Origin of the sequence: Paenibacillus sp. FSL R5-0744, assembly GCF_037972555.1 — a bacterium.
In the GTDB taxonomy this organism is placed as follows: Bacteria; Bacillota; Bacilli; order Paenibacillales; family Paenibacillaceae; genus Paenibacillus_AQ.
Map to the genome: position 1 here is coordinate 4,460,925 of NZ_CP150228.1, position 14,965 is coordinate 4,475,889.

Consider the following 14,965-nt stretch of genomic DNA (forward strand, 5'->3'; position numbering starts at 1 on the left):
TTATTCTTTAGAAGAACTTAATTCCCGCACACTCTTGGTTATTTTCTCAACCTCATCTTGCCACTGTTTAACAGTCAGCGTATTGCTCATTAGGCCAGTTATTGGGTTCCATATTGCCTCTACGTCTTTGATGACTAGCTGCGATGCTTGTTTCCATTGAAAAACAATCGGTGCTACATCTTTTTGAGATATTTGAACGGAATCATAGAATATTGGAGAAGTGTATGGCTTTACGATTTCCAGACCATTTTTAACCGTGACTATACCTTTGGATTTCTCCGCATTTAATTGAACGATATCATCATTGTATTGATAACGCAGGAACTCCTTGGCAAGTTCAATATTCTTCGCCTTGGCGGGAATAAACAGGCTATCCAAATAGGACATGACATACCTCTGATCCCCCTTATTAAACACAGGTGGTGCGAGAAAACCAAATTCGAATCCTTCTTCGCGTGGAGTGCCTTTCATTTCATTCTCTATCCATATTCCGCAGGGAATGAACAATGCCTTACCTTGTAGAAAAGCAGCCTGTGCTTGTGTATGGCTTAACTTAACGGTTCCTGGCATGACATAACCTTTTTGTGCTATAGCACTCAACACCTCAGCTATTTGTCTGACGGAATCGGACCTAAATGCATCCTTCTCATAATTTTCCGCCTTCCAGACGTCTTCCATCCCCCCTACAGATGCCACTGACGGCCAGAAAATAGACTCTAAATAACCCGGAAACAAACCTTGGTAGGTAAATAGTGATCTTCCATCCTTCTTAGCGAGCTCACCTAACTTCAAGAATTCATCCCATGTCTCTGGGAGCTTCCAGCCTTTTTTCTCAAAAAGAGTCTTGTTATAGATTAGCCCCATTGGAGAGGTATAGAACGGTGCGGCATAAATTTTTCCATCCCCTAAGGGATTAGCATAATCTAAAATACCATCCAGCATTTTATTCTTAAGAGGTTCTTGATTATCGAGAGCATTCCCTTCAAATACATCCGTCAAATCGAGTAATAATTTATCTCTTAACATTTCTTCAATCATACCTGTCGTCTCACTCTGTGAGATATAAATGATATCGGGTGGATTACCAACTGCGATTTGCGGTTTAAGTATTTCCATGATCTTGGGGCTTGCAGTCAAATTAACAGTTACCCCTGGATAGTCTGATTCAAATCGTTGTTTCACCGCAAGCCAATAATCCTTTCCTTGCCCTCCCTCAAATACAGCTAAGTTCAGAATTTTGTTCGCGAACTCATGTTTCACTTGCGAGGATTGTATTTTGCTCAGGCTCGAATCTGAAGGAGTACATCCTGCACTAGCCCATAATAATAGGATCACACCTGCGAATATTAAACTATTTTTAATAGATTCCACATATTTCATAACAGGTGCCTCCTCCTTGGACTTATTTAGTTGCGAGTAATTTCTTACGGAAATCTGAAGGACTAAGCCCCACGATCTTCTTAAATACCCGATTAAAATAAAACGGATCATCTATCCCCACCTGTGAAGCCACCTCTTTAATCCTCGTATCCGGAAGCTTTAACAATTCAATCGCTTTATTGATTTTTAGTTCATTCATATATTGAACAATGCTTCTACCCGTATCTTGCTTAAATACACGGCATAAGTAATTAACATTCATATTTACTTCTTGAGCGAGACGGTCAAGCGTTATTTTATTCTCAACATTCTCCTGCAAAATCTCCGTGATTCGAAGTACTTCTTTGCGATAAATATTACTTTTAACTTGATACAATAGATTAATGGCTTCCTGCATCGCTTGTTCAATAGATAGACTAAGCCCTTCCATAGACTCAGCTTGTGAAATATCACTCTCAAAACTTTCTAAGAGCGTTGTTGCCCCTACCCTATTTTGTTCAGTGGACGACAGTACTTGTGTGTTCCATTTTAAGACCAAGTTGTCTAGGTCAGATAATAATCCCAAAAGGTGAAATTTTAAGGCTGAAGGGTCCCATTTGATTTGTTTTGCCTCATTAAATAATATGCTTATATTCTCCAATACTAGCTTTGTGTTCCCTACCTCAACTGCTGCTTTGACTTGATCCAACCATTCCACATAATTAATGGAGTGTAGTGACTGGGTTAACTTTGAATGCCCAGCAACCAAGACAGATGCAGGCCCCGTATAAAAGTTGTTTGTAGATGCTCGCAGACACAAAGTGTATTGTTCTCTCAGCTGCTTCAAACCTACGAATGCATCACTTAATGTAATGCTGACACTTAAATTCAAATACAGCTTAAGCATCTGCACTAAGTTATTCATCAACAGTAACCAACTGGGTTCGTCAGAATAACCGCTCTGTTCATAAACTATAACAATATACTGATTACTCTCCATCTCTATGAAATCAAATGCAAAGTGATCAGACACGGTTTCTTTCACAATATTCGCTATAGAAAAGCTAAGTAGCCTCTTGTTATTAATTTTGCCGTTACTTAGCGCCTCCACATAATCATCGATTCTTATCATAATAAGATTACCAGCAAGTCTATCGAAGGGTATCCCGTACTTCTGTGTTTCTTGTAACAAATAAACCATGTCCTGCTCCTGATCTAAAAGAAGCTCTCTCCATACGCTGTTCCGTTGCTGAAGCTGCGTTTCATTAAGCTTAATTTTCATATGAATGTCCTGTTCTTTAAGCTCTCGTTCCGTTAATAATTGCTCCGAGATCTTCGTCAGCAAGACAATCAGCTCATCTGGCTTAAGCGTCAGCTTCAACATATAATCTTCTGCTCCAAGTTTCATGGCTTCCCGCACGTAAGCATAATCATCATAATTACTAAGCACCACAAACTTCCCAGTGAATTTGCGTTCGTTGAGCGTTCGGATTAATTCAAGTCCATCCATGTTAGGCATCACTAGATCCATAATCACGATATCGATCGATTCACTCTCTATGACCTCAAGAGCTTTGTATCCATCTGCAACAGCACCCATTAATTTAAAACCATATTCATCCCATTTAATTAGTGTACTAAGTGCAATCCTCACTATTTTCTCATCATCCACAATTAGTATCCGCATCAGCTGAGTCCTCCTGAAGTGTAGAAATATAAGGTATCGTGATGATAACATCCGTGCCTTGATCAGGCTTACTCCAAATCTCTAATCCATAGGGGTCTCCATAATGTAATTTGATTCTCTCCCGTACATTTCCAATACCGATATTTGCTAATCGATTCTCTGAATGATTATCTTTAAGTTGCAATATCTCCTGTAACTTCTCAGCACTCATCCCTTTCCCATTGTCGCTTAACTTAATCTTTAACACCTCTCCGTTCAATTCAGCAGTCATTGTAATTCTAGGTTCCATATTCTCGCCGCTTAGTCCATGAATAATCGAATTCTCTACAATGGGCTGAAGCAAAAATTTCAACACTTGAGTATCTAATAACTGTTCAGGAATTTGCACATCAACCTGTAATGACATCCCGTATCTAATTTGTTGAATAACTACATAGTTCTTGATGTTCCGAAGCTCTTCCCCAAGCGTTATCCGTTCATTCTTCTGAACAATTGTACTTCGAAGTAATTCAGCCAGTGCACCTAAACCATTGCTTACACTATCCGCCTGACTTAGCATCGCCGTCCATTTTAACGAACTCAATGTATTAAATAGAAAATGCGGATTAATTTGTGCCTGCAACATTTGTAGCTCAATACCCCTCTTCTGTGCCTGTTCTTGCTCCACACGGTCAATCAATAGTTTGATTTCCTCGATCATGGCTTCAAATTTCCCTGAAAGGTATCCGATTTCATCTGGATGATTGTCGTTTATTTCTACCTTTAAATTACCTCGCATGACCTGGTTCATTCCACTCACTAACTTCTTAAGGGGGGTGGAGATACTAACAGAGATGAAGGTTGCAAATAAGGATGAAACAACTACACATATGACGGCAATGAAGAACATTTCATTTCTAATCTCTACAGATCCCATATTCAAGTAGGCTTGCGGAATTAAACTAATTACATTCCAATGAAGTACCTCATTATGTGTATTTAAGAAAAAGTAGGGTTCTGCCCGCAGCGTTACTGTCCCCGTCTCCATACGGGAATTAATCAAATGATTTAAAGTACGATTAGCTTCCAAATCTTGATCCGACTGAAACAAGTGGTTGTTGCTCGTCAATATTTCTCCTGCATCATTCATAATGATTTGTTCACTACCCTGTCCCATATTAATGCTTCCAAACAAAATCTGTGAGAATAATTCCTCATCAATCCCCATAATGACGAACCCTACAGTTTCACCCGATCCATATGAAAGTGGAATCCTCCTAGACAATGAAAGGATATTATCACCAGCTGTCGTATGGGCTGTGGTCCAGATATCTGCACTTTTATTCTGTTTGGCCTGAGCAAATATTCGCTGTTTATCCTCTGTAGTAAATTCTTCGTATCCATAATCGTACAGAACTTGTCCATTATTAGTTAGAATCTGTAGTGTTTTGATTGTAGCAAACAGCCAAAATTTATCGCTTAACACAGTGTCTTCAAACTTCTTATGTATGTTACTAATATCAAGATCACTCAATCTATTGTAGCGGAGCAGTGCTTGCTGAATATCTCCATTCAACATGATTTGATCGGCGAAAGTCTCATATTTGGCCACTTCTGTTCCGATCTTGCTTCCTAAGAGGCGTAATATATCATTTACAAAGGTAGTTGTCTTAGAGGTGATTGCTTCATTCGATTTATGGTAAGCTAGAAAGCCGAAGGTGCACAGTGGGATAATAGCAAGCAGCAGAAATGAAATCATTAAGCGTCGCTGAACTTTTGACTTTCGAAGTAATTTAATCATTTACGCACACTAAAGTTAGATTCATATCGTTAAACCTCCTAATAACAGATCATCTGAAGTAAGTATTCAAGCGGTGTAGAATTTAGCCCTTTCACATTAGTACAGGGTCTCGCATGATATAGGAATCTCTCCCTCGTCCCCCTAATATAGTTTAGGAAGAGGGGCGGGGTGCACATGGGTACAAAAAATGATCAAGAGCAAAGGGCTATCTTTCTAGCTGCTATCTGCGGACAGACCTATGCGCAGTTCTCAAATAAAGAGGGTTCGTTCGTCGTTCCATTAGATTATCAGATCGTGGATACGATTGAAGCAAGATCCATCAGCGAGGTGTGGGAACGCTTTGGATTTATTTTGGAATCTCCACAAGAGATTATCGTTGCCTTCCGAGGAACCAGCTCCACAACCGATTGGATGTCAAACGTTATGGCCTCACAAGAGAGATTCAATTACATTAAAGAAGATACCCTTACCCACCGCGGTTTCACGAATATCTACTCATCAGCGCGCGATGGGATTATCTCTACACTCGCTAAGTTATCTCCCGATAAGACCTTATACATTACTGGTCACAGTCTTGGCGGAGCACTCGCCACTTTATGTGCTATTGATCTTGCGGCCAACACCTCGCACATCTCACCTATTCTGTACACCTATGGTTCACCACGTGTAGGGGATCCGAACTTCGTTAATGCTTTTAAACAATATGTCCGCAAGAGTTACCGTTATGCCAATCTCTTTGATGTTGTTACCTACGCGCCTCCACATGTATACAGGCTACCTAAACGGGAAACGAAGTACTATTACAGTCATGTCCACACTTTTTTATCACTGTCATTTCAGAATGGATCGGCAAGTGGTAATCATATGATCAGCTACTATTTCACAGAGCTATCCAAGCTTCAACCGCAATACTCCGAGGAACTTTGTCTAACGAACCCAGGATTCTGTCCAGTTGTAAATAACCCCATCATAAGCGCATCAATTCCACCAACTGCACCTCATGCGGAGACAACTTACTAATTAACGAATAGGTGCTCGTTATTTCGACTTGTTCAAAGGTCAGTTGCGGGCAGCTGGCTTGCTTCAAATAATTAAGGGTGTCAGCATCTATAGGATGAGGCGCCCCCATTCGTACCCACAGGTCGAAAACGCTTCCATTTTGCTTGTTAATTGTATGTCTTTTGATCGTATACGAGCCAGGCTGAATATCTGCAAGCTCCAACGTCAACTCTATGTCTCCACCTTCTTCGAACACATCGTATCTATTCGTGCGATTAATGAGCGAGGCATCACCTTTTTGGTACAATGAATCGATATGCGCGTAAGCATACATCAACACCTGCAGCCCCATATCACTACTAGTAATGTAATATCCTTTCCCTTGATGAATGAATTGGCGGCCTAATTTTGCAAGTAGTTTAAACGCGTAGAAGGATGGCTTTGGTATCCCGTTATATGTCATCAGCCCCAAACCTCCATGAAACATTTCTGACGACATTTTGAACTCCTCTAGCAAATCCGTAGCCGTCCAATAACCAAAACTATGGAGACCATCCATATTTTCCAGTACATTTTTTACGATATAGGCTGCCTTAAAGCATGTATCATTCACTAAATCACGGTGAGAGCCTGTGGCATTCCATTCTGTCATATGCAGTTCAGGAACATCACTTCCCATAGCTTCCGATATGGTTTTCTTCAATTTAATAATGACTCGCGATAAATATTCTGTATCCGCTGAAAGCTCTATTTTCTGAAACAACACATCCGGATTCTCTTCATAATCCACCTGAATCACTTGAGTTGATTTTAACGATTCATCATACGGATAACTGTGAAAGGATATAAAATCAGGCTTTACGCCTCGTCTGCACACATCATTCATAAACCTTGTCAGCCAATCTGACTGCATTAACGTAAGAGATAAAACACCTGGCCCCCCCACACGTAGCTCAGAATCTATGGATTTGATGGTTTGAAATGTTGAAATGAACAGCTCACAGTAAGCTTCATAAGTATCTGGCCAAAAAATATGGATTTCCGGTTCGTTCCACACCTCGAAATACCACTGCCTCACTTCATGAATGCCATATCTATGAATGTAATGCGTAATAAACTGATGAATCATCTGATTCCACTTACCGAGGTCCTTAGGACTACCCACCAAGCTCTTTTTATAAAAAACAGAAGTAGCTCCCTCTCCCGCAAGCTGGCGTGGTAAAAAAGAGAGCTCTAAAAACGGTTTCAATCCGGAGCACAGTAAAAAATCAAATAATGAATCACTATAAGCAAAGTTTAAGCTCACATCTCCCCGCTCATTCTCGCCATAAATCATCATCTCATCATCAAAAATACCGTGAAACCGTATATACTGAAACCCAATCTCCTGTTGCATTTGCTTGATATGTCTTTGTACCTCTGCAAACAATACCTCTTTGGCCTTTCCTACCGTCATGAGCTTCTTCCAAGTATGCGCAAGCTCCTTGCTTTGGTTAGACTTTACCGAAATCTCATGGGTCTGCTTATGTATATGAAGGGCAACTGGTAGATTGGAAGTAGCTGATAAATTCTTATTAGGCAGATATTTGAATAGCGACTCAAACGCCTGTGTGGGATTCATGTCAAAGTAGTTAAACTGGGCCACACTGCTTTTCTGAAATGAACTGCGTCCGTCCAAGACGGTCTTCCGGTATTCTCCAGGCGTCTGTCGATAGAACTCTTTAAACACCGCATTAAAGGATTTCAGGTTGGGAAACCCATGATCATGAGCGATCTGTGTGATGGATAGATTGGTAAGCGTCAAATCTTTTACAGCTTTATCCAAACGCACCGCATTCACATATTTGGTAAAGGAAGTACCCATATACTCTTTGAAAAAACGCGATAAATACGGAACGGTCAAATACTCCTGAAGGGCCAACTGCTGGATGTTAATTGCCCGATTGTAGTTCTCTTTGACATAAGAGGTAATTCGCAATAGCCGTTCACGATGCTTATCATCATGTTTCTCAGGACTTTGGTCTTGTTCACAAAATCCTTGCATGAGTAAATAAGTTAAATTAAGAAGACAGGACTGTATGCGTAGATGATACCCTTGTGGGCGCTTATTGTGGAGCAGCATCATCTCAGCCAGCAATGTACGAAGTTCATCAAACTTAGATTGTTCTTCATAGCTAGCAGCCGCAGAATTACAATCGAATAACATTCTTTCAATCTGAGGTTCAATCAGAAGTAAATAAGAAACTGGAATTTGCAGAGCTAGCACCAAATTATTCTCTTCAGCTTTAATCGCATGAATTTCATTAGCATTAATCAAGAACAAATCTTCTTCATTTAACTCTCTAAATCTGTCCTTTGTGAAAAGTTCAAGTTTCCCCTTGAGTACGAATAATATTTCAATGCTATCATGCCAATGATTCGGGACCTGATGGGTACTGTGCAAAAACATGTGGACCGGAAGATGATCGTCCATCTCAATATTTTCGTAGGTGTAGCTTTGCAACTAGCACCCTCCTCTCACTCTCTCAATATATGTCTTATGCCCTATTATATTATAAAAAAAGCGATTGAATAGAACTATCCTATTCAATCGCTTGATACTATTACAGATCTCTATGAATTCTAATTATAGTTGTGTATCCCAATAGCCACAAAACGGATCCACAGGATTAACTCCTTTAAAGGAGGAACGCCCCACAAGCTTCTCAATCAGTGCATCTACCACATAATTACTTGGTGAATAGGCATTAATGAACGTTGGTATACGCGGGACGTCGATCAAATGATAAGGATTGGCTACAGAAATGAACATCGTTGGCATTTCTTGAATAAACCATGGCATGTCTGCCCCAAATGGAGGTGCCCAATTAATCCGTACAACGGTTTGATTACTATGGGTCTCCAGATTTGAGATATAGACCGCAGCATCATAGTGATCCGTTAACGCTTTTACACCTCCGAACATGGCACTGAAATCAACTTCACTCTTATTAAAGAGCGTTACCTCGAATCCTTCCTCTTTTAGCTTGGAAATGAAGTACGGTGCAATATCTGCCCCTCCGAATAAACCTTCCTCGCCTCCTAGTGTGAATACAAGTAGACGTTTGTGACTCTCAGGACTAATGGGGAGCATCTCCTGTGTATCCTTCACTAATGTTACTGACTCATCTGCACATTCCTGAGCCCAACGCACATGCTCTTCGCAAGCAAGGACGGCAAGGGCTTCTTTTTCTGGAACGAGCGTGCCTTGTTGTTTCTTCTTATGAAGTCCCAGCGCAGCTTTCACTGCAAGAATACGAGTCACTGCTTCGTTCACGCGCTCCTCCGTCAGAATGCCGGTCTCAATTCCTTTCATCATATAGGCAAAGTCTTCTTCTAAACTCTTGTTAAAGAGGAACATATCACAACCCGCAGCGATGGATGTCGGAACCGCTAGCTCCCGCTTCATTGCCATTGTGAATCCCGCCATTGGCGTAGCATCTGTAGTAATTAATCCATTAAAGCCGAGCTTGTTACGCAATAAATCATTTAAAAGCTCAGGAGCTAACGTTGCAGGCATAATCTCCAAATCTGTAATCCCCGGACGTAATTCTCTGGAATAGGCGGGATGAGCGATATGCCCTACCATAACCGTATGTGCGCCAGCTTCTATACAATCCGCGTATACCTTCCCAAAGGTAGCATCCCACTCTTCCACTGAAAGTGAGTTAATAGAGGTCAACAAATGCTGGTCCCTTTCGTCAACGCCATCCCCAGGGAAGTGTTTAATAGATACGGCCATGCCATGCTCTTGAATCGCTTCGGTGTACGCCTTGCTCATGCGAGCTACTCTCTGCGGATCAGAACCGAATGTTCTAACATTGGTTATCGGATTACGGAAATTATAGTCGATATCGAGAATGGGTGCGAAAGCCCAGTTACAGCCTACAGCACCACCCTCCCGCGCGGCAATGATACCAAGTTTACGAGCCATTTCGGTATTATCCGTCGCCGCCACTTGCAGCTGCTTACCGAAGAAAGTACCCTCTGCCGCAGAACCATTACCTCCTGCTTCAAGATTAGCTGCAATTAGCAGCGGAATATCCGATGTATCCTGTAAGTAGCGATGTGTTTCTTGCACCATCTCTCCTGGGCCGGGACGGAACATAATCCCGCCAATCTTAATCCCTTGTGTCAAAAGTGCCAGCTGCGTCTTATCATCGGTGAACCCGATCGGGCAAAATAACTGCCCGACCTTGCCCGCCAAATCCAGAGAGGCTAAGGTTTGTTCCACCCATTTAATCCCCTCATCATCTAGATGAAACGGTTTAGCTTTCAAATCTATCATGTCTTTTATCTCACTCTCCCAGATTTATTTATTGGAATTCAATAGATTAATCAGCTCATCTAACCCTTGTTCCGTCATAGCACCTTGACTGAACATAACCATTGCACGAATCGGCATGTTGCGCATCATCTCGATCATCATATCCGAGCCATCCTGAAGCATGGGCATCATCTCACCAGCTTGTGACAGCATGGCTTGAATAATAGCAGCAGCCTGTGGATCTCCCATAAGATCACCTATAGTTGAATTACGGGTATAGGATTTAGCGAGGGATACAGTTGATTCAACAACCACAGACTCAACAAGCAGGATCTCTTGGGAGGAAGCTCCCACCAAAACTTCAAATTCACCGGTTTCCACATGCCAATCTTTCAGCTTCACGTTATAATAAGCAAACGCTCTGCTATCAAGCGTAAAGCTTACCTGCTTCGTTTCCCCAGGCTGCAGATCTACTTTCGCGAAGCCCTTTAACTCCTTCTCTGGCCGCACCACATTACTGAGTACGTCTTTTACATATAGCTGTACTACTTCTTTGCCTTGCATAGCGCCAGTATTGGTAACCTTCACGCTTACTTGCAGCGTGTCAGTATCTTTCAAAGAGTGCGAACTTACCGAAAGATCAGAGTATGCAAATGTTGTATAGCTGAGACCATATCCAAACGGGAATAAAGGTGTTATCCACTTAGCATCATAGTAGCGGTATCCTACGAACAATCCTTCCTTGTATTCAACAGTATCTCCTTCGCCAGGGAAATTTAAGTAGGAAGGATTATGTTCCAGCTGTAAAGGGAAGGTCTCTGCCAGCTTACCTGATGGGCTTACGTTTCCGAATAACAGATCGGAGATGGCACCACCAAGCGCTTGCCCACCTAGATAACCCTCAAGCACAGCTTTGACGTTGCTGATCCAAGGCATTTCAATGGCCGATCCGTTACTCAGCACAACGACAGTGTTAGGCTGAACATCAGCGACTGCTTCGATCAAGCGGACCTGACTCTCTGGAATACGAAGATGAGTCCGGTCGTAGCCTTCAGACTCATAGCGCTCTGGCAATCCGACGAACACAATCGCCGTATCCGCTTGTGCAGCGGCTTCTATGGCTTGCCCAATAAGTTCCAGACTCGGCTCATCGCTATCAGAAACGTAACCTTGAGAATAACTCAATTTCGCATATGAACCCGCTTCTTCTAGAAGGCTGTAATATATATCATCCAACCTAGTTGGCTTGATATGTGAGCTTCCACCACCTTGATACCGTGGATTACGGGCGAAATCACCGATCACGGCATAGGAGCCCTCACGTTTCAGAGGAAGCAACCCATCCTCATTTTTGAGTAGCACCATACTTTCTCTGGCAGCAACTCTAGCTAATTGGTGATGTGCCTCAGTATCATAAGAAGCATTTTCTTTGTCATTCTCAACAGCTTTGAAAATAATAGAAAGCAAGCGACCCACCGCACGATCCAGTGCTGCTTCAGATAATGTTCCGCTCTGAACCGCATCGATAATCTTCTGATCACCGGCACCATTACTTGACGGCATTTCTAGCTCCAAACCTGCAGCTAAGCCTTTAGCTCGCTCATTCACCGCACCCCAGTCAGAAACTACGAACCCTTCATGTCCCCATTCTTCTTTTAATATATCCGTGAGTAAATACGGATTCTCTGAAGCATACTCACCGTTCACCTGATTGTAGGAGCACATAACGGTCCATGGCTGCGCTTTTTTCACAACGCTTTCGAAGCTCGCCAAATAGATTTCCCTTAGTGTACGCTCATCTACAATTGCATCTACAGACATACGCCGATGCTCTTGATTATTTGCAGCAAAGTGTTTTAACGAAGTTCCTACGCCTTGGCTCTGAACGCCTTCGATATGGCCTATTGCCATCTCGGAGGATAAATACGGATCTTCAGAGAAATATTCAAAATTGCGGCCGCATAAGGGTGAACGTTTAATATTAGCTCCAGGCCCCAGTAAAATAGAGACATCTTCTGCCTGACACTCTTCCCCAATGGCTGCGCCTACCTGCTTGATTAGCTCCCGGTCCCAAGAGCAAGCCATTCCAGCTCCTGCCGGAAAACAAGTAGAAGGGACACTATCGAATATACCCAAATGATCATTCCCAGCTTTTTGCTTACGCAGACCATGTGGACCATCTGTCATCATGATGGATGGAATACCTAGTCGTTCGACGGCTTTTGTCTGCCAGAAATCTAGTCCTGAGCAAAGACCTGCTTTTTCCTCTAAAGTCATTTGTGCAATAATTTCTTGAATGTTAGGTACCATGTTCATTTCACTCCTTATGAATGACTAGTTTCTTTACATAGCGATAGAAGAATTGCGACGTTCCTCGAGTTCACGCATCATAACGGGTTGATCCTTGTCAAGACGATAGAACAACAGCAAAGTAATCATAATAATTTGGCCAATAATCGGTGCCCACAAATAGTTAAATGAAATCGCAGCTAATGCGGATTCTGACTGCGCCGTGGAGTTAGCTACATAACCACCCATCGACAATATCACCCCACCAAGTGCTCCACCGAGTCCCATCCCCACCTTAACCCCAAAACTAGCAGCTGAATAAAGTAGGCCTTGTGCCCGAACACCTGATTTCCACTCCCCATAATCAACCGTGTCGGCCATCATTGCAAAAATCAGACCTGCTCCTACTCCCATGCCAAGCCCGCTTATAAGAAGCCCTGCCAACAGCACCGGAACAGAAAGGGCATTCCCCCCAGTAATTGCAATAAGGTAGCCAATGATAGAAACCACTGATCCCATAATAATTGTGTTCCTTTTCCCAATTTTCTTCACTACAAAAGGAGCGATCACCATCGAAAATATCATCAACAATTGCATCGAATTCACGATAGGAATCAGTTCAGGCTTTTTCATATAATAGGTCATATAATAAATGCTGGTCTGTCCTTGTATCGATGTTGTGATCCACAGGAACAAGCTCATCAGAAGCATGATCAACCAAGGTACATTGCCTTTGAGCGCTTTAACACCTTCTCGCATCGGAAGCGGTTTTTCATCAATGGCTTTTACGCGTTCTTTAGTGTTCGCAAACATGTTTAGAAACAGCAGCAGTGCAATGCTTGAGAACAAGATCATGGTGACCAGAAAACCCTTTGCTTGATCGCCACCACCAAAAGCTTTCACAAGCGGCATCGTTCCAGCACTAACTGTAACAACCCCAATTACGGCGAATATCATACGAACCGTATTGATCACTGTACGTTCATTAGAATTACTAGTCAGACTTGGCAGGATTGCAGACAGTGGTAGATTAATACCTGAATACATAATACCGAGCACGGTGTACGAAATGTATGCGTATACAAGTTTGCCCGTATCACCAAAATCCGGCGTCAAAAACATAAGTACTGCAGTCAAGCTGAAAGGAACAGCAAGCCAAAGAAAATAGGGTCTGCATTTCCCCCACTTTGTTTGCGTGCGGTCAATCATGACACCAATGAACGGCTCGACGATCGCGTCGATTACCCGTGCAACAAGAAATACCACAGCTACTGCACCAGGGTTCAGACCAAACACATCCGTATAGAAGTACATGAGGTAAAGTGTTGTCATCTGGAATATCAGATTTGACGCGGTATCCCCTAGCCCATAACTGATTCGCTCTCTCCATGGCATTTGATTTTCATTCATACTACCATCTCCCCTGCGCCGCATTTTGTTAGCGCTTTCTTAATTGCATTGTACTGAAGCTGATTCTTTTAAACTGTCCGTATTTTAACGAAAATAGGGGGCATTTTTATCTTTTAACAGAGCGGTAGCGGTATGTTGACTATTAGGATACAGATCAACATTAAAGAGCTTACAGAACAGCAGCATACAAGTAATTGTAATAAATGCTCCAAATAATACATCCGTTGCAAAATGATCTCCCATAATGACGCGGCTAGTCGAGGTGCTGATTCCCCACACTACCGCACAGACAAGCATGATATTGCGCCATTTATTAGCGAAAGGCATAAACATCATCCACAGCATCATGGTCCAGCCATTGGCAGAGTGACCCGAAGGAAAGGATTTGTATGCTTCCGTTGTGACGCCGTTCTCTTGAATGCCTTGGGGGAGAAACCAGCTTGTAAATAGAGAATAATCGCCCTCCATATTACGAAAACGCATCCTGCCCCAAAAGATTTTGAGGACATTTACAAGCAGAATCTCCGCGAATACGATCACGATAGCTGCCCAAGCAGCACGATTATACTGTCTTAGCGTTTGAACAGCTATAAGGTTCAATAGCCATTGACACAACGTTGCAAATAGTACGGTTATAATTAAACTGTTGATCATAACATGATCTCCATCCAGCCCATACCCACGAGTTAAAGTAATCGTTATAATACCAAATCCACTAAGTAGGATGAATAATCCGGACACCAGACGGACCATAATCTTCTTTATCAACCGTTCATTTCTAACCGTACTAAATAGAATACTCCCAGCTGCGAATAACACTAGAAAAGCTGGATGTTCTCCATATACCTCAAAAAACCAACCAAACCGCGATTCATGTTCGTTATACAGAGCTTTGGATAGATTCAGATCATTAAACGTAAAGATCGTCATTAACATGACCCATACTATAAGAAATCCCCATATAAAACGTTTTGTCCCTTTTGTCGTCATCTCCTCATCCCCTTTATAGTCATTTAGGAAACGCTTACATTTGAGATTATAAAGCTCCATTCATGAATTCGGATAGGCGAATAATAACTAAAACTAGGGTAGATTTTAACCCTCCTCTTATGTGAAAAAGTGATCAATACATCAA

General features: G+C 42.2%; 9 protein-coding genes. 1 reads left to right on the forward strand and 8 read right to left on the reverse strand.

Annotated features, from left to right (window positions below; all coding sequences use genetic code 11):
* The 3 genes from MKY19_RS19725 to MKY19_RS19735 are packed head-to-tail and all read right to left on the reverse strand — an operon-like array spanning window position 1 to window position 4,826.
* Window positions 1–1,380, reverse strand: coding sequence for a carbohydrate ABC transporter substrate-binding protein (locus MKY19_RS19725; protein ID WP_339265885.1), 1,380 nt, complete (start codon window positions 1,378–1,380; stop codon window positions 1–3).
* Window positions 1,381–1,402: 22 nt separating this feature from the next.
* The gene (locus tag MKY19_RS19730; RefSeq protein ID WP_339797101.1) at window positions 1,403–3,046 is read right to left on the reverse strand and encodes a response regulator; all 1,644 of its coding nucleotides are present in this window, start codon (window positions 3,044–3,046) and stop codon (window positions 1,403–1,405) included.
* The gene (locus MKY19_RS19735; RefSeq protein WP_042189748.1) at window positions 3,024–4,826 is read right to left on the reverse strand and encodes a sensor histidine kinase; all 1,803 of its coding nucleotides are present in this window, start codon (window positions 4,824–4,826) and stop codon (window positions 3,024–3,026) included. Before MKY19_RS19735 ends, MKY19_RS19730 begins: the two co-directional genes overlap by 23 nt.
* Before the next feature lie 174 nt (window positions 4,827–5,000).
* Between MKY19_RS19735 and MKY19_RS19740 the strand changes: the two genes are divergently transcribed.
* A complete protein-coding gene (locus MKY19_RS19740) occupies window positions 5,001–5,846 on the forward strand; it encodes a lipase family protein (protein ID WP_081393246.1) in 846 nt (281 codons plus the stop codon).
* Here the strand turns inward: MKY19_RS19740 and MKY19_RS19745 are convergent.
* The 5 genes from MKY19_RS19745 to MKY19_RS19765 form a co-directional block, all read right to left on the reverse strand.
* Window positions 5,794–8,328 (reverse strand): helix-turn-helix domain-containing protein, encoded by a 2,535-nt coding sequence (locus MKY19_RS19745; protein ID WP_339797103.1) that lies wholly within the window; start codon window positions 8,326–8,328, stop codon window positions 5,794–5,796. The genes MKY19_RS19740 and MKY19_RS19745 overlap by 53 nt on opposite strands.
* 123 nt (window positions 8,329–8,451) lie before the next feature.
* Window positions 8,452–10,152 (reverse strand): glycoside hydrolase family 3 N-terminal domain-containing protein, encoded by a 1,701-nt coding sequence (locus tag MKY19_RS19750; protein WP_339797105.1) that lies wholly within the window; start codon window positions 10,150–10,152, stop codon window positions 8,452–8,454.
* A gap of 24 nt (window positions 10,153–10,176) precedes the next feature.
* Window positions 10,177–12,441: a glycoside hydrolase family 3 C-terminal domain-containing protein gene (locus tag MKY19_RS19755; RefSeq protein ID WP_339797107.1), complete on the reverse strand. Its 2,265-nt coding sequence runs from the start codon at window positions 12,439–12,441 to the stop codon at window positions 10,177–10,179.
* 33 nt (window positions 12,442–12,474) lie between these two features.
* Entirely contained in the window at window positions 12,475–13,830 is a 1,356-nt protein-coding gene (locus MKY19_RS19760) for an MFS transporter (RefSeq protein ID WP_076286555.1), read from the reverse strand.
* A gap of 84 nt (window positions 13,831–13,914) precedes the next feature.
* Complete coding sequence (locus tag MKY19_RS19765; RefSeq protein WP_339797110.1) at window positions 13,915–14,820, reverse strand: phosphatase PAP2 family protein; 906 nt, start codon at window positions 14,818–14,820, stop codon at window positions 13,915–13,917.
* Between the last annotated feature and the right edge of the window lie 145 nt (window positions 14,821–14,965).